22 protein-coding genes and 3 pseudogenes are annotated in these 22,736 nt (G+C 37.9%); 7 read left to right on the top strand and 18 right to left on the bottom strand.

Annotation, left to right across the window (positions count from 1 at the left end; translation table 11 throughout):
• Positions 1–141 precede the first annotated feature (141 nt).
• Positions 142–1,548, bottom strand: coding sequence for an NADP-dependent phosphogluconate dehydrogenase (gene gndA, locus ACOI1C_RS18115; protein WP_422511996.1), 1,407 nt, complete (start codon positions 1,546–1,548; stop codon positions 142–144).
• 183 nt (positions 1,549–1,731) lie between these two features.
• On the bottom strand, positions 1,732–2,130 hold the full coding sequence (locus tag ACOI1C_RS18110) for a thiol-disulfide oxidoreductase DCC family protein (RefSeq protein WP_422511995.1): 399 nt from the start codon (positions 2,128–2,130) through the stop codon (positions 1,732–1,734).
• 168 nt (positions 2,131–2,298) lie between these two features.
• Here ACOI1C_RS18110 and ACOI1C_RS18105 point away from each other — a divergent pair, with 168 nt between their 5' ends.
• Entirely contained in the window at positions 2,299–3,840 is a 1,542-nt protein-coding gene (locus tag ACOI1C_RS18105) for a hypothetical protein (protein WP_422511994.1), read from the top strand.
• A gap of 40 nt (positions 3,841–3,880) precedes the next feature.
• On the opposite strand, the pseudogene ACOI1C_RS18100 reads toward ACOI1C_RS18105, so the two are convergent.
• A pseudogene (locus ACOI1C_RS18100) lies at positions 3,881–4,307 on the bottom strand (Rrf2 family transcriptional regulator).
• 213 nt (positions 4,308–4,520) lie between these two features.
• On the opposite strand from ACOI1C_RS18100, the gene ACOI1C_RS18095 reads away from it, so the two are divergent.
• Complete coding sequence (locus ACOI1C_RS18095) at positions 4,521–5,444, top strand: zinc dependent phospholipase C family protein (RefSeq protein ID WP_422511993.1); 924 nt, start codon at positions 4,521–4,523, stop codon at positions 5,442–5,444.
• A gap of 44 nt (positions 5,445–5,488) precedes the next feature.
• Here the strand turns inward: ACOI1C_RS18095 and ACOI1C_RS18090 are convergent, their stop codons facing one another.
• The 5 genes and pseudogenes from ACOI1C_RS18090 to ACOI1C_RS18070 form a co-directional block, all read right to left on the bottom strand.
• A complete protein-coding gene (locus ACOI1C_RS18090) occupies positions 5,489–5,788 on the bottom strand; it encodes an ArsR/SmtB family transcription factor (protein WP_422511992.1) in 300 nt (99 codons plus the stop codon).
• 32 nt (positions 5,789–5,820) lie between these two features.
• Positions 5,821–6,600 (bottom strand): SDR family NAD(P)-dependent oxidoreductase, encoded by a 780-nt coding sequence (locus ACOI1C_RS18085; RefSeq protein WP_422512000.1) that lies wholly within the window; start codon positions 6,598–6,600, stop codon positions 5,821–5,823.
• Between the two features lie 143 nt (positions 6,601–6,743).
• Positions 6,744–7,397, bottom strand: coding sequence for a TetR/AcrR family transcriptional regulator (locus ACOI1C_RS18080; protein WP_422511991.1), 654 nt, complete (start codon positions 7,395–7,397; stop codon positions 6,744–6,746).
• A 66-nt stretch (positions 7,398–7,463) separates the two neighbouring features.
• The gene (locus tag ACOI1C_RS18075) at positions 7,464–8,492 is read right to left on the bottom strand and encodes an ABC transporter permease (protein ID WP_422511990.1); all 1,029 of its coding nucleotides are present in this window, start codon (positions 8,490–8,492) and stop codon (positions 7,464–7,466) included.
• Positions 8,489–9,214, bottom strand: a pseudogene (locus ACOI1C_RS18070) (ABC transporter ATP-binding protein). The gene ACOI1C_RS18075 and the pseudogene ACOI1C_RS18070 overlap by 4 nt, the downstream one beginning before the upstream one ends.
• A 184-nt stretch (positions 9,215–9,398) precedes the next feature.
• Here ACOI1C_RS18070 and ACOI1C_RS18065 point away from each other — a divergent pair.
• Positions 9,399–10,649: an FAD-dependent oxidoreductase gene (locus ACOI1C_RS18065; protein ID WP_422511989.1), complete on the top strand. Its 1,251-nt coding sequence runs from the start codon at positions 9,399–9,401 to the stop codon at positions 10,647–10,649.
• Between the two features lie 69 nt (positions 10,650–10,718).
• On the top strand, positions 10,719–11,210 hold the full coding sequence (locus tag ACOI1C_RS18060; RefSeq protein WP_422511988.1) for a peroxiredoxin: 492 nt from the start codon (positions 10,719–10,721) through the stop codon (positions 11,208–11,210).
• Between the two features lie 115 nt (positions 11,211–11,325).
• Here ACOI1C_RS18060 and ACOI1C_RS18055 read toward each other — a convergent pair whose 3' ends face one another.
• The 4 genes and pseudogenes from ACOI1C_RS18055 to ACOI1C_RS18040 form a co-directional block, all read right to left on the bottom strand.
• Positions 11,326–11,739: a peroxiredoxin-like family protein gene (locus ACOI1C_RS18055; RefSeq protein WP_422511987.1), complete on the bottom strand. Its 414-nt coding sequence runs from the start codon at positions 11,737–11,739 to the stop codon at positions 11,326–11,328.
• A gap of 366 nt (positions 11,740–12,105) precedes the next feature.
• Positions 12,106–12,420, bottom strand: a pseudogene (locus ACOI1C_RS18050) (DinB family protein); the annotation flags it as partial.
• A 61-nt stretch (positions 12,421–12,481) separates the two neighbouring features.
• Positions 12,482–12,859, bottom strand: a complete 378-nt coding sequence (locus ACOI1C_RS18045; protein ID WP_422511986.1) for a DUF4362 domain-containing protein — start codon at positions 12,857–12,859, stop codon at positions 12,482–12,484.
• 294 nt (positions 12,860–13,153) lie between these two features.
• Positions 13,154–14,818, bottom strand: coding sequence for an alpha-glucosidase (locus ACOI1C_RS18040; RefSeq protein ID WP_422511985.1), 1,665 nt, complete (start codon positions 14,816–14,818; stop codon positions 13,154–13,156).
• A 247-nt stretch (positions 14,819–15,065) separates the two neighbouring features.
• On the opposite strand from ACOI1C_RS18040, the gene ACOI1C_RS18035 reads away from it, so the two are divergent.
• The gene (locus ACOI1C_RS18035) at positions 15,066–15,287 is read left to right on the top strand and encodes an LOG family protein (RefSeq protein ID WP_422511984.1); all 222 of its coding nucleotides are present in this window, start codon (positions 15,066–15,068) and stop codon (positions 15,285–15,287) included.
• A complete protein-coding gene (locus ACOI1C_RS18030; RefSeq protein WP_422511999.1) occupies positions 15,190–15,645 on the top strand; it encodes a TIGR00730 family Rossman fold protein in 456 nt (151 codons plus the stop codon). The genes ACOI1C_RS18035 and ACOI1C_RS18030 overlap by 98 nt, the downstream gene beginning before the upstream one ends.
• A 294-nt stretch (positions 15,646–15,939) precedes the next feature.
• Here the strand turns inward: ACOI1C_RS18030 and nfsA are convergent, their stop codons facing one another.
• From nfsA to ACOI1C_RS18005, 5 genes are all read right to left on the bottom strand, one after another.
• Positions 15,940–16,689, bottom strand: coding sequence for an oxygen-insensitive NADPH nitroreductase (gene nfsA, locus ACOI1C_RS18025; RefSeq protein WP_422511983.1), 750 nt, complete (start codon positions 16,687–16,689; stop codon positions 15,940–15,942).
• Between the two features lie 269 nt (positions 16,690–16,958).
• Entirely contained in the window at positions 16,959–17,111 is a 153-nt protein-coding gene (locus tag ACOI1C_RS18020; RefSeq protein ID WP_422511982.1) for a hypothetical protein, read from the bottom strand.
• A 152-nt stretch (positions 17,112–17,263) separates the two neighbouring features.
• Positions 17,264–17,611 carry a DUF4257 domain-containing protein gene (locus ACOI1C_RS18015; protein ID WP_422511981.1) on the bottom strand — a complete coding sequence of 116 codons (348 nt, stop codon included), beginning with the start codon at positions 17,609–17,611 and terminating at the stop codon, positions 17,264–17,266.
• 193 nt (positions 17,612–17,804) lie between these two features.
• Positions 17,805–18,653 (bottom strand): LysM peptidoglycan-binding domain-containing protein, encoded by an 849-nt coding sequence (locus tag ACOI1C_RS18010; RefSeq protein ID WP_422511980.1) that lies wholly within the window; start codon positions 18,651–18,653, stop codon positions 17,805–17,807.
• Between the two features lie 173 nt (positions 18,654–18,826).
• Positions 18,827–19,978 carry a GNAT family N-acetyltransferase gene (locus ACOI1C_RS18005; RefSeq protein ID WP_422511979.1) on the bottom strand — a complete coding sequence of 384 codons (1,152 nt, stop codon included), beginning with the start codon at positions 19,976–19,978 and terminating at the stop codon, positions 18,827–18,829.
• Between the two features lie 127 nt (positions 19,979–20,105).
• Between ACOI1C_RS18005 and rarD the strand changes: the two genes are divergently transcribed.
• Positions 20,106–21,044 carry an EamA family transporter RarD gene (rarD, locus tag ACOI1C_RS18000; RefSeq protein ID WP_422511978.1) on the top strand — a complete coding sequence of 313 codons (939 nt, stop codon included), beginning with the start codon at positions 20,106–20,108 and terminating at the stop codon, positions 21,042–21,044.
• 193 nt (positions 21,045–21,237) lie between these two features.
• Here the strand turns inward: rarD and ACOI1C_RS17995 are convergent, their stop codons facing one another.
• Entirely contained in the window at positions 21,238–22,422 is a 1,185-nt protein-coding gene (locus tag ACOI1C_RS17995) for a class I SAM-dependent methyltransferase (protein WP_422511977.1), read from the bottom strand.
• Positions 22,423–22,736: the final 314 nt, after the last annotated feature.

Raw genomic sequence — 22,736 nt, 5'->3', positions numbered from 1 at the left:
GCACTCTAACCCTACACCCTCTGTCTCGATTAGCCCCTATTCAGGACTGCAGCCAGATTAAAGTAACCGAAAACTCCATACAAAGTGTGAGAAATTAATAAAAACCCCCGTTTCTCCAAGAAAAACGGGGGTTCTCTTCTATTATTCCATCCAATTCGTATGAAACGTTCCTTCTTTATCCACACGCTGGTAAGTATGTGCTCCGAAATAATCACGCTGTGCTTGCAATAAATTAGCTGGGAGAGTCTCCGTACGATAGCTGTCATAGTAAGCAATGGCACTTGACAAGCAAGGTACTGGAATACCGTTCATCACTGCGATCGAGACCACTTCACGCATCGCTGATTGGTAGTTCTCAATGATGTCCTGGAAATAAGGATCTAGCATTAGGTTAGCAAGTCCCGGTTCACGATCATAGGCTTCTTTAATTTTCTGCAGAAACTGGGCACGAATGATACAGCCCCCTCGGAAAATCATGGCGATTTCTCCGTAATTTAAATCCCACTTGTACTCCTCAGAGGCTGCACGCATTTGAGCAAACCCTTGGGCATAGGACACTATTTTACTTGCATATAAGGCTTTCCGAACAGCTTCGATGAATTCTTTTTTATCACCAGTGAAACTCTTTTCTGGTCCTTTCAAAATCTTGCTCGCTTTCACACGCTCATCCTTCAAAGCTGAAATAAATCGAGCAAAAACCGACTCGGTAATAATAGGTAGTGGAACTCCTAAATCCAATGCACTCTGGCTTGTCCACTTACCTGTACCTTTTTGTCCAGCCATGTCCAAAATCACATCAATCATTGGCTTTCCTGTTTCTTCATCAACCTTTGTAAAAATATCAGCTGTGATTTCAATTAGATAACTATCAAGCTCACCTTTATTCCAGTCAGAGAAAATTTCATGAAGCTCCTCTGCTGATACTAAAGCCACATGTTTTAATAGGAAATAGGCCTCACTAATCAGCTGCATGTCCCCATATTCAATTCCATTATGGACCATTTTCACATAATGTCCTGCTCCATCTGGACCGATATAGGTACAACAAGCATCTCCATCAACTTTCGCGGAAATACCCTTCAAAATCGGTTCAACCAATTCAAAGGCCTCTCTTTGTCCACCTGGCATAATCGAAGGTCCAAGAAGAGCACCCTCTTCCCCACCAGAAACACCCGTTCCAACGAAACGAATTCCTTTTTCAGCGAGTTCCTTATTACGGCGCATCGTATCAACGAAAAAGGCATTTCCGCCGTCAATAATGATGTCTCCTTGTGACAACAGAGGTACTAACTGATCGATCGTCGCGTCTGTTGCTTTACCCGCTTGTACCATTAACAGCATTTTACGTGGTGTCTCAAGAGATTCAACGAATTCTTCCATTGTATATGTAGGCAATACATTTTTCCCCGCATTTTCCTGTATCATAGCATCTGTCTTCTCCGGTGAGCGGTTAAAAACGGCTACTGAATAGCCTCTACTTTCTATATTAAGAGCTAAGTTTTTCCCCATTACAGCTAAACCAATGACACCAATTTGTTGTTTCGACATATCGAACGTCCTTTCATTCCAACCTTTACTTTCAAGGTACAGTTACTAGTAAAAAAATAACATAACGCCTTAACAATAATCAAGTTATAGCCACAACAGTTAGAACTAGAAAAACTCAAATTCTCTTCGAAAGGGAGATTCAACAATAATACACCTCTTATTCTTCATCAATCAGTCCTATTATTATTCCAAAAATCTCTTCCTCAACTCTGGTGTTGGGATCATACAATGCTCTTGTTTTCCGAACCACTTATAACGATTATTAGCCACCCCGCTATATATGGAATCTCTAACTGGACTAGGTACTACACGAAAAATTAAAAAAGGTATAAACCATCCTCCAAGCTGTTTACATATCTCTAAAGCAGCAACTGATTTCCTAAAAGCTTTCCCATTAGCAATCACGACAAAGCTATCAAAATCATCTGTCGGTAGCTGATATTGTGCCAACAACCGTTGACCTGTCTCTGATTGCAGTGAGGCAAAGCGAAGTCGCTCTTTCTTATCATACTTAAGTAGAAACTGTATGGCACCATTACATAAGTTACACACACCATCAAACAGAACAATTGAATACTTCATTTAGATCCGCCTTTCAAGTTATTTCTTTCTATTATACAGGTAAAAATTGAAGTTGCAGTCGTCCTTATATTTTTTCATATACCCTTAACTACTGGTGTATTTATTTTCCAATTATGTTATTATACTATTGTGACTTTTCACAGATACAGAAGTAATTGGGGGATTCTTATGAAGGAACAATTTAAAAAATGGAGAGTTGTTCTTCCATTTATAGTTATATTTCTTATCTTCACTACATTTCAATATTTGCATCTTTTAGACGCGGAGAAGAATTCTAATAAGATGCCTTGGAGCCGGTCTGTTGATTTACAAATGAAGTCTGACAACCGTTCACCTCTTATCGTGACTGATGATAACCAACTCGTGCTATTTTCAGGTAAAACAGGGGGAATAAATCAATATTTAGTGAATCCTGATCTTTCCGTCAGCAATCTAGGGGAGATAAAAGCACCAGTCACATCTCAAGACTCCTTTTGGACGAATGGAGTTGATGCCTTATATGTAAAAGAAGAAACCTTGTATTACCAGAATGGCAGTGGTGATCCAAAAAAGCTGTTAGAATCCGTGAATTTGTTAAAGGCTAACGAAGGGCTAGTGGTAGTGAGTCAGGAACAAGGGCTTTATATCATCAATCTATCAACCTTTGACCCTATTAAAATAGCAGATCAGTCTAGTCCAGCAGAAGACCTAATTCTTACCTTACAGCAGAATTCTTTTGTAACGGCTACACCTGGTGATGCCGGACTACTAAATTTTACACTTTATAAAGAGGGTTGGAAAAGTACGGAACTATTCCAATATGACACAAATTATGCAACATACGCCGGCTTAGATTATTTAGAAATGGATGGAAATGTTCATACAATTCTAACAACCTCTAGTCGAAAGGGTGGAGGAAAACTAACCTTAACCAATCAATATGCGAACCTATCACTTGCTAATCCTACCGGGTACGAAGCATTTAGTGAATTGAGAATCAATGATTCAGAAACGGCAAATAGGCTAGGTCTAATAAAAGGGTTTAACATTTTTCACGAGGATGGCACGGTCAAGCTATTATTTGCTTCAGAATCTACCCTAAATGATACAGATGCTGTCAATATCTTCATGGCAAGTCAAATAGACGAAACATGGAAGGCGACTAGAATAAGTACCACAGATTTACCTTCATCAAAGCCCATTTGGGTTGACCAGTCATTCATCACATGGTTAGACTTTGAGGCATCAACGATGAAATATTCCATTATGGGTGCAAGTACACATACTGAGGCAGTTGAGGCTAGCTTACAGCTTTCGAAACAGGATTATATAAATGCACTTTCAAGAACCTTGTTATCTTCTTCTGGTGCCTTAATTTTTCTATTAGTTTCTTTTCTCGTTTTGTTCCCACCCGCCATTGTTGTCATTGGAATGAATGTGCTCAACGTCTACAATAAAACTAGAGCAAAGTGGTTGGCGATTGTTTCTTATTTCATTACCCAATTTATCTTTGTGCAACGCTTCTTTGAACCAAACGTTATCCTAGATGGTCCATTTTTCATTGCTTTCTCGTTTAGTCAATACATATTACCCCTTTTGGCGATTGCCATTGCGTTGTTCAGTTACAAGTTTTTCCGTAATCCAAATTGGGGCGAGGAAAGTGAAGTAACGTACATTGTCTTACTTCATTTGTTTATGATGGTGGTAATGGTTGGTCCGTATGTGTTCTAGAAATGAAAACACTATGTTTAGGAAGAAAAGCATAGTGTTTTCATTTTTGAAATAGTTGTTGTAGATCTACTTTATTTTCAAACAATATCTGCTAAAGTATAGCTATGTAATACTTGTAAATACGCTTTGACAGCCGCATGCCGAACATTTTTTAATTTACATTTGGGGCTGATGACGCACTCATTTTTAGAAGAATCAAAGCATTCTACCCTGTGAAAATCTTCTTCTGTATTTTTAACCACTTCGCCAATATTACTATCCTTAGGATCAAGAGCTAGTTTGATGCCACCATTCCTGCCTCTAATCGTCTCAAGATACCCAAGCTTTCCTAAGTCAAAAACCACCTTCATTAGATGATTTTTAGAAATTTCATACACATCTGCAATCTCTTTTATATTCACTAATCGGTCTTCCTTACGTGTCGCCAAGTAGATGAGGACCCTTAAATAATAGTCTAATTGTGACAGAAATGTAAAATATGTATTTTACATACTTCTTTCAAAAATCACATTGAGATGGAGTTTACTTTTTCATCGAGAGATCTTTAGTGTGAAGTTTTTGTAAAATTCGACCTTTTTACTTTCTTCCAGTTTTAGTTGGTGAGTATAATAGCTATATAGTGATTCAAAAAGATCCCTTGTAATGGATGAAAACAATAGTTGGAAGGAGAGGTGAATCTAGTGCCAAATGTTTGGACTCATATTTTATTCGGTGAAAAGGTAGCGGAGCAAGCCGGCTTACGCGATATTATAGAGGATGTTAAACCGTATTTTCAATTAGGAACACAAGGTCCCGATCCCTTTTTTTATCATAATTTTTGGCCATGGCGAGCAAAGCCTGTAACAGAGATTGGTCTGAAGATACACTATGAGCAATGCGGTCTGTTTTTAATGCAAATGATAGACTACGGTTACAAGCATAAGAACCATACTAAACTAACAGCTTATATTCTAGGATTTGTCACGCATCACCTCCTAGACCGAAATACACATCCTTATATCATTTATCGTTCTGGAAATGAAGGTAATCGTCATCAAAAGTTAGAGATTATTATCGACACGGTGCTAATGAGACGATGGAGAAATGTTGATACTTACAAGCTTCCTGTCTATAAGGAAATATATATCGGACCTACATTATATGAGCCAATTGAGCAGATGCTGTCTGAACTCATTAAAGAGACTTTCCCTGAGGAAGAAAAAAAAATGCCCGAGAGCTATGTGAATCATTCGTATCAGCATATGATAAAGGCTTTGAAGGTCCTTCATGATCCTACTGGTTGGAAGAACAAAGTACTAAAGGAAAGAATCTCTTCCTTTTCCTATCAAAAAAAGCTGGAGGAAAAGGACTACCTAAATGAAAACTCGACAAAATGGCTTCATCCAACGAATAATCAAGAACATTCCGCAGAATCCTTTCTCACTCTTTTCAATAAAGCAGAAAAAGAAGGAGTTCAAATACTATCCCTTATTTGCGATTACTGGAAAACAGGAAATCAAGAGGTATACAATTTGCTAAAAGGTAAGATTGGGAATCTATCTTATGATACAGGGAAGGATTGCACTCTTGAAATCGAAAACGTTTATTTTGAGCCAATTGTATAGCTGTTTTTAAAATAAAAAGTGGATGATTAGATCATCCACTTTTCTTAACATGTTTCTTCAACAGTTTGTATGAGTTGTTTAAGCAGTTCCATCGAGGAATCTAAAGCCAGCGAATAATACCTTTTAGTTCCTTGCTGGTCAATCGTTACAAGATGAAGGTCTCGTAATATTTTTAAGTGATGTGATATAGCCGGTCTCGACAATGTTGATTGAGCAGCAATCTCATTGACTGTTAGAGCATCATGATTGGCGAGTAAAAGGATGATATCCTGACGGGCTGGGTCACTTAATGCTTGGAATAAGGGGATACATTTCCGAAATGTATCAATTGCCTGTTGCCCCACCGAAAATCTCCACCCTTCTTTTATGCTATATATTATATCTTTTCTTGAACATTTCGTACAATGCTTGTAATCGTTTTTCTAGGTAATATCCTTACCAAAACAGTCAACATACGATTTTGGAAGCCTGGTATGATAAGAGACTTACCTGATGTTAATCCCGCATAGGCAGCTTCTGCTACTTCTGTTACACTCATCAATTTACCTTTAAAAAGCTTTGAACTTGATAGGTTTGCTCTGTCACCGAAGCCTGTCTCTGTAGGACCTGGACATAACGCAGACACGTAGACACCTGTTCCTTGTAGTTCATTTTCCAATGCTTCTGTAAAGGAGAGAACATAAGCCTTCGTAGCATAATACACCGCCATTAAAGGGCCTGGTTGAAAAGCAGCTGTTGAAGCAACATTCAATATGCGACCTTCTCCATTCTTGACCATATCCTTCACAAGTAGCTTTGTAAGCAGGGTTAAAGATTTGATGTTTAAATCAATCATATTTAATTCTTCATCCATATTAGTCTCAGTAAAATTACCAAATAAACCGTAGCCCGCATTATTAATTAAGTACTGAATTTTAATCTGTTTTTCTTTCAGTTCCTTATCTAGAGATTGGACTTCCTCCATCTTGCTTAAATCCCGACTCATCACTTCTACTTGAATGTCCCATTTCCCCATTAATTCCTTCTTCAGCTCTTGTAGCTTATCTTCACTTCTTGCAACCAGAACTAGATTGACTCCATCCTTTGCAAAGTGATAGGCAAGTTCTTTTCCGATTCCGTTTGAAGCTCCAGTAATTAATGCTGTTTTTGACATGATTCATTCCTCCGTTTAAATGTTTAAGTGTTTAAACATATTAAAACATAATTAAATGGACTTATCAAGTTTTGATTTTTTACACCATAGAAAAAGACAGGTAATCCCTTTATTTGAAAGGTTTTTCCTGTCTTGGTTTTTTAGGTTTACTTTGTGGATAACCCTTTCATAATAAACGCAATGGAACGTTCGAGCTCTGTTTCAAAATCATCATCCGTTAGAGGGAAATGAATAACGACTAACATCCCCATAATTGTCGATATGGTCAAACGGATGATGGTGTCTGGAGGTAAGTCAATGAGCTCACCTTTCTGTTGAAACTGGATCACAATTTTCTTAAAATGCTTATATATATGTTCTTTGAATAATTGAATATAAGGACCTCTCAGTTCTTCGTGAAAAGCAATTTCCTGTACGAATATTTTCACAATTGGAAAATGCCCTTTTAAGAATTTGTATCGGTTCGTTGCGAGCGCCTTAACAAATTCTTCATAGCTGTTGTACTCGGTTTCGAATACGTCTTTAGCAAAGCTTTTCGCGAAGTGTGGAGCTAGCAGCTTTTCTATTGTGGGACGAACAATAGAGAATAGTAGATCCTTCTTTGTTTTATAATGCCGAAAAATGGTTCCTTCTGCTACTCCCGCTTTCTTTGCAATCTCACTTGTTGAAGTAGCAGCAAATCCTTTTTCTGAAAATATATCGATGGCTGCCTCGACAATTTTAAGTTGCTTTTCACTAAACTTAACGTCTTCATTTTTTTCTACACGTAATAACTCCTGAATCCATCCTTGCTCAGACATTTCCCGACCCCTACTCTTCTTTCATGATTCTTTTATTATAAACATTATGGAAAGATGAAACAAAGCTTAAAGCCTTCGATGTCTTTTTAAAGCAAGTGTGTTTAACACCATAAAGAGTAAAGAAAAACCGAGAAGTACGAACACTTCTGTACTGATGGATACCCAGCCTCCTCCACGAATCATAACCTCTCTCATAGCAGCCCCTCCATAGGTTAATGGCATCACTACACTAAGTGATTGAAGCCAATTGGGCATAGTCTCTATTGCAAATAAGCCTGAGAAGAATACTTGTGGAACCACAACAATCGGGATAAACTGGATCATTTGTAGTTCATTTTTTGCAAAGGCAGAAAGAAGTGTTCCTAGAGTTAGCGCAGTGATCGACAGCATAAATGTAATAAGTAATACATAAAAAAAGGATCCAGCCATCATGATACCTAACACTTTGATTGAAAACCACACAATGATAATGGACTGGATGGTGGTGAAGATACCATACCCTATTACATACCCAGTCACGATTTCCCATCGTCGTAAGGGGGTAGATAGTAATCTTTCAAGTGTTCCTGTTGTTCTTTCTCTTAAAAATGAGACACCTGCAATGAGGAAAACAAAGAAGAAAGCAAAGAATCCAATTAAAAACGGGCCAATATAGTCGAATGTTTCCATATCTTCAGAACCGTGAATATAGGTAATAATAGGTTCTTCCGCTTCAAGAGGTGACTTTAACTTTTGAAGTGTAGATTGAATGGTTACGAGTACGGCTTTATTTTTAGCTGGATCACTACCTTCCAATGTTATTTCTAGTAGGTTATTCTCCATCTCAATAAATCCATGGATTTCTGCTTGTTTAGCACCCTCAACCGCAGCTTCATTAGTTGAGTATTCAATAGTAGTCAAACCTTCATCCTCAAAAGCATTGACCATGACTTCATTTAAATGGACAAGGCCAATATTCGGTTGGACATCCTCTCCCGAAAAAACAACTGAGATTAAGGATAAAACAAGAATTGGTGCAACAATCATCATTCCTAGTGTTCGCTTATCCCGCATAAATTGACGGATGATTCTTGTCACTAGTGCAGTTATTCTCATTCCTGTACACCCCCGAACTTTAAGAATGCTTCTTCAATAGTACTAGCTTTTGCTTGGTCCTTCAGTTCTTGTGGTGTTCCGATCGCGGTCAACCTTCCACCTCGTATCATCCCTAGACGATCACATTTCTCAGCCTCATCCATTACATGAGTAGTGACAATAATCGTTACTCCTTTTGAACTGAGCTTTCGTAACTCACTCCAAATGGATTGCCTAAGCACAGGGTCAATACCTACTGTTGGTTCATCCAAAATAAGCACTTCTGGCTCATGTAATAGAGCGGCTCCAAGTGACAATCGTCTCTTCATTCCTCCTGAGAATTCATTAACCGGTTTTTTCATCTCATCAACAAGGTTGACTAAACTCATTACCTTCTCAATTCTTTCCTTTCTTCTTGAACCCTTTAAACCATAAATGGTTGCAAAAAACTTCATGTTCTCTAATGTAGTAAGCTCCGTATATAGAGCTTCTGATTGAGCCATGTATCCTATTTTTTTCAGCAAGGTTAGATTTGGCATTTTTGTATCCAGAACCGTCACTTCACCTGAAGTAGCCTCATCTATCCCTGCCATCATTTTGACTAATGTTGTTTTACCGGCTCCAGATGGTCCCAGTAATCCGAAAATTTCACCTCTTTTTACTTACAATGAAATATCTTGGAGAACGGATCTCTTTCCAAAGCTCTTGTTGACATTCGTAACCTTAACTTTTATTCCTACCATAGATGATTCCGCCTTCCTTTTAAAAAGTGAGTACTTACTCATTATATAATAATTCCATTCATTAGAATTGTAAAGTGAGTAATCACTCATTTTATTTAAAATGATTATCAGGTCGAATGACTTGACTCTTATTTAGAATTATTATAAAGTAATAACTGTTATATAGATTAAGGGGGTAAAAAAATTGCCGAATATCGTGATATATAGTAATACTGGCTGTCCATACTGTGAAAAAATAAAAAACGAGTTAAAGGAATGGGGCTACTCCTACGAAGAAAAAAATGTAGCAGAAAACCCTCAATTCTTTGAAGACCTTCATGAGCAAGGGATTTTTTCTACCCCAGTCGTGTATATTGATGGCGAAGCCTTTATCGGCTACCGTCCAAATAAAATGAAAAAAGCGCTTGGTGTGACAGGAGAGAAGCCAAAAGAAGCTTCTACTGAGGAGAAAGCAAAAGAACTTTTTGTCGAACCAACAAAAGAAATTTTTGACGAAATCTATGATTTTGTTACAATTGGAGGAGGCCCTGCTGGATCCTCTGCAGCTGTCTATGCCTCCCGTGCTAGACTAAAAACGTTAATGATTGATAAATCTCCTTCTTCTGGTACACTTGCTATCACTCATAAAATTGCCAACTACCCTGGAGTTCCCGGTGAACTTACCGGACAAGAATTGCTCGAGAGAATGCATGCTCAAGCGAAGGATTTTGGGACAACCATGATTCGATCGAATGTTCTGAGTGTCGATTTCTCTGACGAAGATGTAAAAAGGTTAGTTTTACCAGATGGTGTGATTAAAGCAAAGAGTATTTTTATTGGGGTCGGCGCCAAAGCACCAGGCAGTAAGATTAAAGGGGAAGAAGAGTTTACAGGTCGTGGTGTAAGCTATTGCTCAACATGTGATGCCGCTTTCTTTATGAATCGCACCGTTGCCGTTGTTGGTGATACAGAAGAAGCCGTACATGAGGCATTAGCTCTTTCTAAGTTTGCGAAGGAAGTAAATCTGTTAGTTCCGACGAATAAGCTCAAAGGTGAAGCCACTGTTGATGAGCTAAAGACGAAGGACAATATCGTTATTCACTGGAATCATCGATTGAAAGAAATCCATGGTGATAAAAAGGTTGAACGCATGATTGTCAGGGACGCTGAGAAAAATGAAGTCACATGGGAAATTGATGGTGTATTCCTTTATTTAGCAGGATTAAAGCCGGGAACTGATTTCTTAATGGATGCTGTTGAACGCGATGCTGAAGGCTATATCAACGTAGATACTTTCACATTACGCACGAATATAGATGGCGTATTTGCAGGTGGAGATGCACGAAGAACTCCGATTAAACAAGCTGTTATTTCGGCGGCTGATGGATGTATCGCTGCACTTGGGGCAGATCAGCACGTCAACAAACGTAAGCAAATGAAGCCACAATATAGTTAATTCACCGCGTGAGCCTATGCTCTCCCGGTTAATTATATACATTTTATACTTTACAGAGGAGGAATTACGATGCCAAAAGGAGCAACTGAATCAAAAACGCTCAAAATCGGTGATAAAGCACCAAACTTTACACTGAATGCACACGGCAATCGCGAAGTTAGTCTATCAGACTATCTTGGCAAACAGAATGTATTCATTGCATTCTATCCCCTAGATTGGACCCCTGTCTGAGGCGCGCAAATGCCTTCATACGAGGATGCTCTCGAAGATTTTGAAGGCCTAAATACCCAGGTTCTGGGTATCAGTGTAGACAGTGTACCTAGCCATGAAGCATGGCAAAGATCTTTAGGTGGAATTACATACCCACTACTTTCTGATTTCAACCCACAAGGGGCTGTTACAGATGCATATGGCGTTCGCCATGAAAAGGGAATGTCAGAACGCGCACTATTCATCATCGATAAAGAAGGAATTATCCGCTTCATCGACGTGCACCCAATCAGCGAACTACCAGAAAACGAAGAAATCCTAACAGAACTAGCAAAGCTTGAAAACAGATAAACGCTTTACTCCTTTAAAGCAGTGGGGGCCTGACCCCCACTGCTTTAAATCGGTACTGTGATGAAGAAATCCCACGTCATAAATGACGTGGGGTTTTATTTTGGGGTAGATATGGTTATTTTTGTAGTTGTTCCATGATGTCATGAATCTTCGCATGTTTTTCTGGATTTTGGTCGATGTGCTTCCAAATGATTTTTCCTTCACTCGAGTAGAGCCAAGTACCGCCTTGGATAAAGACATCTTGGGTTTTCATCGATTTTAACACAAACTTCTTTTTTGCTTCTTCTTTTGGTATGAAATCCTTCACCTTTCCAAATATAAACCCTATCGCAGCCATTCCTAGTAGCTTCCATTTCGCCATTGATACGTGTCCCATATGGCGGTAGAGTTTACGACTAGGGTCACCATAGATTGGAAATGGAAACGGTCCAAACACGTTTTGGAATTGTTGAATAAACGTTGCCTTTGAAGGTGCGACAACCAAAACATTTACATCAAATTGAGAAATGTTTGTAAACTGATCACGCAACTGCGTGATATATTGGCGACAGCTCGGTCAGCCGAGGTGGCGCACAAAAACAACGAGGGATTTCTTGCCTTGAATTAATTCCTCTAATGATTTTTTCTCAGTAGTTGATACCTCAAGTAAATGCTCCATTACATCTCCCCCTGTCCTTATACACTAAGACTACCCTATTTCAATCTAAAACGAAAATAATTCACCTTAATATTCTGATTACTTCACAACCGTTGTTTAACCCTCAATAAGATTGAGCATCTTTTCAGTAAAATTCTGGTTATCTAATGCTACTGTTCTAGCCTCACAACTTCAATGGAAGAAGGGTATAATAATCACTTCATTTTAATATGGTAGTGATGTTAGTAAGAAGGGAATAATATTTTGTTTGCGAATTTCATCAAAATCTAGCAATCTCTGTTGAATGGAACATTTTGAACTTCCATCTAAATGCGAAAAACGAACGAACACAGGAAATGGTTTGTTCTCGCCATTCTGGAGAATCATTTATAGCCTAGGTATCCAGTTTGTATACTCTGACTCAATGAGGTGGTCAATTACTTCAGAAACATTCCAGGTTCCTTCTCCCTCATTGCACTGCAACCAACCAACAGATAATCCGGATAAGAAATGTTCCAATGTTTGTGGAGTCCGTTCTAGAACCTCAATGGCTTCTTTAATGTCAAAATTCATTTGGATGCTCCTTTCTAGGTAACTAGCAAAACCCAATTAATAATCTTCAATTCTAATCTAACTATCTATTTGAAACAGACAATATTGGATAATCCATACTACCTCCTGATTCACCTTTACACGCATTTAGGAAATAGACCTTATTATCCTTTTCTTCCTCTACTTGAATACTGTTACAAACATATTCCTCATTAAACTCGCCTTCTACCGTTCTAATTCCATTTATACCTTTCCCATCAAATGACAATGTTTCTTCAATCCGCTGCCCTTCAATGCCATAACTTAAGATTAACACTTTTGCTTTCTCATGTTTCTTCACTCTTTCTACAAACTTATTTAAAGCCTCAATATTCTCAGTACGCTTGATTGAAGTGACAACTCTTCCTAAATCAGATTGACAGCCTGCTAGTAACATACTAGAAATTAGTATTATGTTCACTAACTTCCTAATGATGATCACCCCAAAGTAAAAATTATTTTTCAACTGATAATGATAAAAGAACGTAGTTTTCTAATGTTTCTAATTTAAAGAGTATAATTATTTTATTAAGATAATTTTAAATATTTAAAAATAACATAATTTTATTTTTTATAATGATTGTCCCTTTAACTCAGAACGACATTTATATCATTCGCTTTCAAACAAATATTTCCTTTACCATTTTAAAATATTTCCAACAATACAAAAAGGATGAAACCATTTAGATTCCATCCCATTGTCAGTTCGTTATTCTTACTTCACCACATATACCCTAGTCTCCCAAGGCTTTAACTCAAAAGTAGTACTTTCTCTATGATCCTCTACCATATAGTTTTGCAGAACAAGCTGCTTATTAGAAAGTGGTGACTTTGCATACTTATACTCGGCTATTTCACTGCTGATGTTACAAATTACAATAGCAATTGTTTCTCCCAGAGTTCTCGTATACGCATAGATTTGCTCATCTTCTTCAAGGATTAAATCATAATTACCGTAGACAAAAACCTCTTCTTCTTTTCGAAGTTGAATCATTTTCTTATAGAAGTTTAAAATGGATTCTGGGTCTTTTTCTTGTGCTTCAACATTGATGGTTACATAGTTTTCATTCATGCCCATCCATGGCTTTCCAGTTGAGAATCCAGCATTTTTCGTGGTATCCCATTGCATGGGAGTACGTGAATTGTCACGGCCCTTTGTCCAAATGATTTCCATGATTTCTTCATGCGGACGTCCTTTAGCCGTTTCAATTTCGTAGTAGTTCTTCATTCCAACATCGTCATACTCATGGATCGTTTCAAATCGGACATTGGTCATTCCGATTTCTTGGCCTTGATAGATAAACGGTGTTCCTTGCATTAAGAAATACAATGTAGCTAGCGACTTTGCACTCTCCTGCAAGTATTCCTCGTCATTGCCCCAAGTCGAAACGGAACGTGGTTGGTCATGGTTTTCAAGAAATAATGCATTCCAGCCATTCCCTTCTAAACCCTTTTGCCACTTAGTCAAGGTTTCCTTAAGTTGAATTAGGTCAACTGAACCTTCATTCCCCTTTTCCCAAAGACCTAAGTGTTCAAATTGGAAAATCATATGGAATTTACCGTTTTCTTCTCCAACCCACTCATCTGCTTGCTCGAGTTTTACACCATTTGCTTCACCGACTGTCATCACATCATATCGTGCAAACGTTTGCTCTTTGAGTTCTTCTAAATACTCCTGAATTCCCTCTTGGTTCATATGTCCATCAAAAGATGATACATAGTCCAGCTTTTCTGGGTTTGGCATATCAGGGAAGCCTTCTTTTTTCTTAATGTGAGAGATTGCATCGACACGGAAACCATCAATCCCCTTGTCCAACCACCAACGGATCATTTCATAAACTGCATCACGGACTTCGCTATTTTCCCAATTTAAATCAGGCTGTTTAATCGCAAATACATGTAGATAATATTGCTTTGTTTCTTCATCCATCTCCCAAGCAGAGCCACTAAAAATACTCTCCCAATTACTAGGTTCCTTGCCTTCTTTCCCATCACGCCAAATATACCAGTCACGCTTCGGATTATCCTTAGAGGAACGAGACTCGATAAACCAAGGATGCTCATCACTTGTGTGGTTGACAACTAGGTCTAAGATTAATTTCATGCCGCGTTTATGTACTTCACTTAATAAAAGATCAAAATCCTCCATTGTCCCGAAGTCTTCCATAATATCCTGATAGTCACTTATGTCATACCCGTTATCAGAATTCGGTGATTTGAAAATCGGGCAAATCCAGATTACATCAATTCCAAGCTCTTTTAAATAATCCAGCTTTGAAATGGTTCCTTTTATATCACCAATTCCATCACCATTTGAATCCACAAAGCTACGAGGATATATTTGATAAGCAACTGCTTCTTTCCACCATACTCTTTTCAATGATTTCACTCCTTACAGTTCTCTTGACACTAGAACATCTTACTTCTAATGTGAACGATTCTATCTTGCTTCATTCTCATAATAAAGCACCAAAGCCTATTATATCAAATTTATCCCATTAAAATCACCACAAACATACTGTATTCATCAATTGTCCAAAATAAGTAGGAAGCAGGATGGATTTTTATGAGGGACATATGTGAAAATGAAATGATAGGACATTGGACTTTCTGAATCGGAGGAGAGTATGATGAAAAACCTTAAAAGTGTTAGTGTATTTTGTGGTTCAAGCGTAGGCAATCATCCGGAGTACATGCAACAAGCGAAGAAACTCGGGACGTTTTTGGCAGCTCAGAATATTGAACTTATATATGGCGGAGGAAACGTCGGCGTCATGGGCGAGATTTCTCGCTCAGTCAAAAGAGAACGACGGGAAAGTAACTGGAATTATTCCAAAAAAGCTGTATGAAGTGGTGGATCATCTTGAGCTCACAAATCTACACGTGGTTGAAAACATGCATGAGAGAAAAGCTAAAATGTATGAGCTTTCAGATGGCTTCATTGCCTTACCAGGTGGCATCGGGACACTCGAGGAGCTAGCCGAAGTGATGACATGGTACCAAATTGGCTATCACAGCAAACCAATTGCACTCTATAATATCAATGGATACTATACCAAATTTGTTCAACTATTGGAGCATATGGTTGAGGAAGGTTTTTTAAAGAAAGATTACGTTGAAAGCTTGATAGTTGAAGAAAATCTCAATGTTTTGGCCGAGAAGATGAACACATTTGAAGTTCAGTCGATAAAAAAGTTGGAAAAGTAGAGAAAATCCCTCTGGGTTGAAGGATTTGTCTTGTTTATCAATAAATTAAGCAGTTTGGGTAGGGTTTAGTTTGTATCATTTACATTTATAAGCCGATTTTGAGATATATGATCCGTTTTTGAAATTTAGAAGCGGAATCGGCAATTTTATAAGCCGTTTTCCTGATTTATAAGCGGATTTAGCACATTAATGTGCCGTTTTCCATATATATACTATTTTTTGTTTTAGTGTAAAAAGGTTGCAGTATGTATAATAAATAGCACGCATCCATTACTGAACACGCGCTACCTCCTATCACTTCTTATTAAAGCCCTTCTTCTCCACAAACTCCTTCATATACATTCGCTTCGGTGTCTTTAGCATATAAGCCATTTGCGAAGTCCATGTGTCCGAACGTTTTCCACTTGTTCGCTCTTCATAATAAGAGGAAATGGTTCTATTATATTGAATTAGTTGCTGTGTTGATACTGCGCTATCCTGCTCATATTGATTATCATGGTAAATGTTAGCTAAAGGTAATCTAGGTTTTTTACTAGAATTTGAGGTTGGGTATCCAACAGCTAAACCAAACAAGGGGATGACTCTATCAGGAACATGTAAAAGCTTACAAACCTCTTCTAAATTGCTACGCAAACCACCTATATAACAAATCCCTAGCCCCATTGACTCCGCAGCTAGAGCAGCATTCTGAGAAGCAAGCGTAGCATCAATAACGGCGACCATAAATTTTTCGGTGCTCTCAAGGGATTCCTCTACATTTGTCTGTTCCATTTTTCCAACAAGCTCATGACGATGTAGATCCGCACAAAAGATGAAAAAATGTCCATTTGACTCCACGTAGGTTTGATTACCTGCTAAGGCTGCAAGTTCCTTCTTCTTTTCAGGGTCCGTTATGCCAATGATGCTATAAGCCTGAATATAACTGGATGTTGAAGCAGCCTGCGCGCACTGCACAATCAACTGAATTTGCTCCTCTGTTAAAGGTCGATCTTCAAAAGAACGAATCGAACGATGATTAAGAATAGTATCAATAACTGGATTCATAACAAACACCTTCCTACTTTAAAGATTCATACTCTCATACTAACCAAGTCTAACCATATCTTCAAATCTAAGAAACAAATAACTCCCACCCTTTTACTGGGTAAGAGTTATTTGAGGGAAGCCCTATTCAAATGATTTCTTAATACTCTCTGCTTTGAATGCTGTTTCATCCATAACTTGTATCTAATAATTAGATAAAGGTTCCTTCCTATTTATTTTTCCCCAAAAAAAAAAAAACACCTATCTAGTCTGGCAGAAAGGCGAAGGTTTCACTCTATATTCTCTTCTAGCTCATCCAAAAGCTTATGAATCTCCGCTGCAATTAGCCTTACCTCTTTCACTGTGGTCGCGTGCTTTAGCTCTTGCAGGAGCCCTTCGTACTGCTTGCGTTGCACATCTGTCATGGAATCTAATAACCTCACACTATTTCCTCCCAGAAACATCTCTCTCTATCTTTTACCCTATTTTACACGAATTAATCTACCTTTTGGCACATTTCTTTTATCCTAGTCTCATTTTTTTCGAAATTTTGTTTCAGCCCTTAATCAGTATATAACCAGATTGGGGAATTCATTCACTTCGGTTCACTTATGCGCCTCGATATTTTTTCTAGCTCTTCGGTTTTGGTTCGTTCAACTCGTATTTCTTTTTGTAAAAGAATGCTTTCTGCTGCCATACCGGCCATCACGGCAATACCGATCATCTCTCCGATATCAGTGGGTGCAAATAAATACGTGTTGGCAAAAAGAGCAGCTAAGCTACTTGCCAGTAGATCCGCTATAAATCCTAAATCAATTCCTTTCGGTCGATGCCTACGTTTTGGAAACAACAAAATCCGTTCATTTCGGATAAGGTGTGCGACCATTCCTGTTAAAGCACCTGTCAAGCTAACGATGAAGATGTTCATTACCGTTAAAGACATAATTAACCCTCTCCCTCCTTTATTTATAAAAAAAAGCCAGAGAAAATGAATCCTCTGACTGTAGACACCTGTCTGTTTGTTTTGTATGGATATTTCCATGTATATACCTTGTCTGTTACATTCATTCTAACAAAATTGGTAAAATTGAACAATGAACGTTTGTACCTATTTCTTCTGACCTGATTTGCTACGTTTAATTCATTGATGCTAGAATTTCTTGCATTTTACGTGAGACCAGAGGATAAAAATGAGTTTTTGCATTCTCTGTGGTATTTCCTCCGAAAAAGCCAGTGCCAGGGCACGTTTTAACATCATACTTTGCGGCGTTATCCAATACTCGTTCCCCGGTTTTATAATGCCACCAATGATGATAAGTGATCGTGTCAATCGAGGGAGTTAGCCCGAATTTTATACAAAGCAAGGCAGTAATATAAACAATGGTTTCCTTTTGTTCCTTCGACATTACATCACAGCCAATATCAAAATTCCCAATATTTTCGATGGAGATTCCTGTAGCGTTAGCCTTTGGTCCAATTGAACCTTCAGGAGCCATGTTAAACGGCCTAGAAACGGCTACTAATCCATCTGGGAATGTCGTTATGTTTTGAGCAATATTCTTCCATCGCATTTTTTTAACATGGTATGTCTCCATACCATGCAATATATTAAAATGATTAGAGCCATGAAAATGTTTATAGGAAGGTAACCATGTGTGATGTTGTTGGATTATGCTTATTTTTCTATTAAATTCATTGTTAAATAGCCACTCTTTAAATTCTTCCTTTGTCAAAAGAATGTATTGACCTTGCATGTTATATTTTTTAGGAGAGATTTTTAATTTTTGCCCTTTATGTATTACATTAGAAGAAAGTCCGTTTGTTACTTTTAGGTCTTCTACAGAGGTACCATATTTTTTTGCAATTGCTCCTAAATTTTCACCAGGTTTCACCACATGAATAGTAATTTCAGCTGCGTGAGCTGGAGATATATTTATAAGCATGGTTAAAATTAAACTTATTACTAACACAATATTTCTTTTCACTTTTTACATCCCTTCATTGTAATTTCACAAAAACAAAAAAGCTGAGTTGTCCATTTTTCGAAGCAACTCAAGCCTTTTCCTTGATACTACTAGTTTGTAAAACAACAATGAATTTATTCTACTTTTATATTGTAAATTTTTGTTCGAATTTAGATAATCTTTTGGGTCTTACGTTAGAAAAAATCTAAGATGCTAGTAGGTCTTTTTTGAATCATTCTCTCTAAAACCAGAATATCATTGGGTGTCCCCAGTAGCTTCCCCGCTTCATAAAGAAACATGGCCGTTTGCGAACCTATCAATAAAGCTGTTAAGGAATGAATATCGACGGTTATCCCCCTATACTCCAGTGACACTTCGGTAACTGCTCCATCCTCAATTTGAAAGGAACGATTATTCCATACGGCACGATCATCTCTTATGTGTAAGACGAGCCTTTCGTCCGTTTTCAGGAAATGATATTGATTCAAAAAGCCTTCAACATCAACAATTCTGGCCATAAAGTAAGGAACATTTTCAATCTTCACCTTTGGATTTTTCAATAAATAATTAAAGCCTTCATCTTCTGAAACCAGCATTTTCACCTTATCAACCATCGAATCATGCTGACAAATAAAATTCCATAATCCCCTTCTTGCTTCACCATTTGCATATATAAACTCTTGAACATCCATTATATTGTCGGAAATTTTATAGAAGACATATCCATTTGCTTCATTCTTCTCGTTAAAATAAACAGCAAATTGAAACCCTGTTGAATACACATGGTTTTCCCACCAATAAGAGTCCCGCTTTAGCATTCCGTTATAGTTTTTGGCATACCCTTCATACATTCGGTTCAAGGTATCCAAATCTTCTTTGACTGTTACACGCTTAATTGTCCCTGGTGTTGCTTCCATTAAGTGCAGGTTGGCTTTTTCAATCTCATACTTCTTTTGAGAGAAGCATAGCTCCCACCCAAATCGACGGTAAAAATCGATGTCAAAAGGATGAAGGAAGCTAATCACCTGTCCTTTGTCTTTCATAGATTGAAGAGAAATCGATAACAATCGTGACACGCTTCCATTCCTTCTATACTCTGGCCATGTTGCAACACCCGCAACACCGCCCATTTTCATTTCCGTTTCACCTAAAAAAATAGTGAATGACAGTACATGTACTTTTGAAGTCAAAGCTCCTTGTTCAAATTCTCCCCAAACCTCATGCCTTTTTAATGACTCTTTTCTTTTAGGTTTGTCTGCTTCTGCGACTGTGTATTGAAAGGCATATTGTGATAACTCTAAGCTTTGTTCATAGTCGTTCTCTGTTAATTTTCTAGTTTCACGCATATTTTCGTCACCTTCCTATTAAAGTGTTATACATGGTATTTCGATACTCGAAAATATATTGATTGCAATTTTCAGGAAATCCTCCTAAACTGAATTAAGTCAAAAATAATAAAAGAGGTTAACACTTATGAACCCATCGGATACTAAAATCCAGACCACAGGAATTGCCTCCGCTTCTATTGCTTATGTAATATGGGGTATTCTACCTTTATATTGGAAACTCCTGCAAGACGTAACACCTGGAGAAATACTCGCACATCGTATTGTATGGTCTTTTTTATTCATGTTTATTATTTTACTTTTTGTAGGTAAATACAAGGAATTATGGTTCGAGATGAAGGAATTATTGACTCACCGCAAGCGATTACTTGCCATTTCCTTTGCCTCGGTTGTCATTAGCATGAATTGGGTTTTGTATATATGGGCAGTCAATACCGATCAGGTCGTTGAAGCCAGTTTAGGTTATTATATCAATCCGCTTGTCAGTATTCTCCTTGGTATTGTCGTGCTAAAGGAAAAATTAACAAAGTGGCAAACGGTCTCCTTTGTTTTAGCAACGATCGGAGTGCTTTATTTAACTACCCACTTTGGCTCAGTCCCTTGGGTTGCTTTAGTACTCGCAGTTAGTTTTGGTGTGTACGGTCTTATCAAGAAAATGGTTAACTTAGGTGCCATGATTGGCCTCGCCATCGAAACCATGTTTATTACACCCTTTGCCTTACTCTTTCTAAGTTTTGTTCATGCGGATGGTAGTGGTTCTTTTGCTACAGAACTTGATACAAGTCTTATCTTAATCGGGGCAGGAATTGTCACAGCCGTTCCTTTATTGTTGTTTGCCATTGGAGCCAAACGAATTCCGCTTTCAATGATTGGATTTCTTCAATACATTGCTCCAACGTTCATGCTATTAATCGGAGTCTTTCTATATAAAGAACCATTTACAGAGGTTCACTTATTCTCGTTTATCTGTATTTGGACAGCACTCACCATTTATACAGTGTCTAAGACAAAATGGTTCATATTTTTAGAGACGAAGATGGTTGTGAAGAAATCAATGCAAGGATAAGAGATTTGATTCCAAACTAAAAAGACATACTGCATGTACTTGCAATATGTCTTTTTTTTATTACCATCCACTAGAAGGGCAACGCCATATGGGGTTCTTTGTAAAGGTATTCATGACGTAACCCTCCTTTTAAATTATTCAACAATTAAGCCTATGACAAACTCACCATCAATATTCAATATTTATAAGGTTCTTAATTGGTTTTTTCTGCAAGGATTGTGTAGGTCTTTGGTAAGCCTATGTCGTGAATTTTATGATTGGGTTCTTCTTCAAGAACTTTTATAACGAGTCCTTCCTTGGCAATTGCCGTTACCACTTCACCTATTGTCCATTTTCGTTGTGATACCTTGGCTAAGGATTCTTGATCTCCATTTTCTATATGCTTAGAGAATGCAACGTTACGGATCTCGATCTCTGGATCAAAATAATTACCTGTCACTTTGTGCTTTTTGCCAGTGGACGTAATTAATTTTGTAGAGATCGGATGGAATTCATGAAGGAGAAATTGCCCGCCTTGCTTTAAAATGGATCTGATAATCTTAATTAGAGGGTGAAGGTCCACGAAATAATGTAATACACCCAGCTCCATTAGGACAAAATCAGCATCTCCTTTTAAATCGGTTTCCGGAATGGAAAACACATCCGATTGAATGTATTCAATAGTTGTTTCAGCAAATCCAGCTAGCTTTTTTGCATACTGAGCGTTCTCTTTAGAAAAGTCGACAATCGTCACGTCTGCTCCCAATAGAGATAAGGCCACACCTTTTATTCCATTGGATCCTAATAAGTGAACTACTTTTTTCCCACTTAAAAGTCCCATGTGTTTATAGAATGGATGCAAACGCCATGTCGGATTTTCTCCTATTTTATCGGCTAGAATGTGCGGATCTCCATAACGCTGAGTGAGAGCATCATATTGCTCTTGATTCCAGGCAGAATGATTGATTTTCGTAATGTCATGCTGGGCTTGTGATAAATAGGCATGAATTTCTTTTCCATACTTCTCGTTTAACGTCTTGTCGTAGAGAAAGGCATACATGGACTGCACCCAAATCGGTTCCCCTTTATGAGTAACAGAAATTCGATATGGATCTGTTTTAACCGTCCTATTAAACTGGCACTCTACCTGGACTGAGATTCCCTCAAAGCTCATGATAAAAGAGGCTTGTGTTGCTGACTCGGTAATCGGTGAAACTTCTTGATCCTTGAAGTGAATATAGACCTCCTCAAATAAATCCCATTGGACACTGATGGATTGATTCTGCTCCTCATTGACCTGTACACCCTGCAACAGTAATGCACTTGCTTTAATAAATTGATAAGGAGCTAAATGATTAAAAATGCTCCCTAATTTTAGTAATGTATTTTCTTTGGACATAGAACATCCATCCTTTTTAAGACGTGTTAGAGAAAATAGGCTAGCGCCAAGAACATGGAATGATCTTGACGCATCCAACGTATTATCGCTGATATATTTTGCTAATCGCTGATATATTTGAATAATCGCTGATATATTCCGATAATCGCTGATAAAACGGGATAATCGCCGATAAATTACCCTAAGATGCATGAAGGATTACTTTAATCTCATCTAAATACCGCCTGTAAAGCTAGGAATATAAGGCATAGTGGCTAAGTCCACTTGAAAACGAACATCAAAAAGTGAACTATTGCACTATTTTTAAGATAAAA

It is taken from the genome of Bacillus sp. DJP31 (assembly GCF_049310945.1).
GTDB lineage: Bacteria > Bacillota > Bacilli > Bacillales > SA4 > Bacillus_BS.
The sequence above is the reverse complement of the archived record's forward strand: the minus strand, read 5'-3'. Positions and strand labels throughout refer to the sequence as shown.

What these genes read in the sequence shown, in the direction of transcription:
- gndA (WP_422511996.1), bottom strand. Translation starts at nt 1,548, where the DNA reads ATGTCGAAACAACAAATTGGTGTCATTGGTTTAGCTGTAATGGGGAAA.
- ACOI1C_RS18110 (WP_422511995.1), bottom strand. Translation starts at nt 2,130, where the DNA reads ATGAAGTATTCAATTGTTCTGTTTGATGGTGTGTGTAACTTATGTAAT.
- ACOI1C_RS18105 (WP_422511994.1), top strand. Translation starts at nt 2,299, where the DNA reads ATGAAGGAACAATTTAAAAAATGGAGAGTTGTTCTTCCATTTATAGTT.
- ACOI1C_RS18080 (WP_422511991.1), bottom strand. Translation starts at nt 7,397, where the DNA reads ATGTCTGAGCAAGGATGGATTCAGGAGTTATTACGTGTAGAAAAAAAT.
- ACOI1C_RS18075 (WP_422511990.1), bottom strand. Translation starts at nt 8,492, where the DNA reads ATGAGAATAACTGCACTAGTGACAAGAATCATCCGTCAATTTATGCGG.
- ACOI1C_RS18035 (WP_422511984.1), top strand. Translation starts at nt 15,066, where the DNA reads ATGATGAAAAACCTTAAAAGTGTTAGTGTATTTTGTGGTTCAAGCGTA.
- ACOI1C_RS18030 (WP_422511999.1), top strand. Translation starts at nt 15,190, where the DNA reads ATGGCGGAGGAAACGTCGGCGTCATGGGCGAGATTTCTCGCTCAGTCA.
- nfsA (WP_422511983.1), bottom strand. Translation starts at nt 16,689, where the DNA reads ATGAATCCAGTTATTGATACTATTCTTAATCATCGTTCGATTCGTTCT.
- ACOI1C_RS18015 (WP_422511981.1), bottom strand. Translation starts at nt 17,611, where the DNA reads ATGTCTTTAACGGTAATGAACATCTTCATCGTTAGCTTGACAGGTGCT.
- ACOI1C_RS18005 (WP_422511979.1), bottom strand. Translation starts at nt 19,978, where the DNA reads ATGCGTGAAACTAGAAAATTAACAGAGAACGACTATGAACAAAGCTTA.
- rarD (WP_422511978.1), top strand. Translation starts at nt 20,106, where the DNA reads ATGAACCCATCGGATACTAAAATCCAGACCACAGGAATTGCCTCCGCT.
- ACOI1C_RS17995 (WP_422511977.1), bottom strand. Translation starts at nt 22,422, where the DNA reads ATGTCCAAAGAAAATACATTACTAAAATTAGGGAGCATTTTTAATCAT.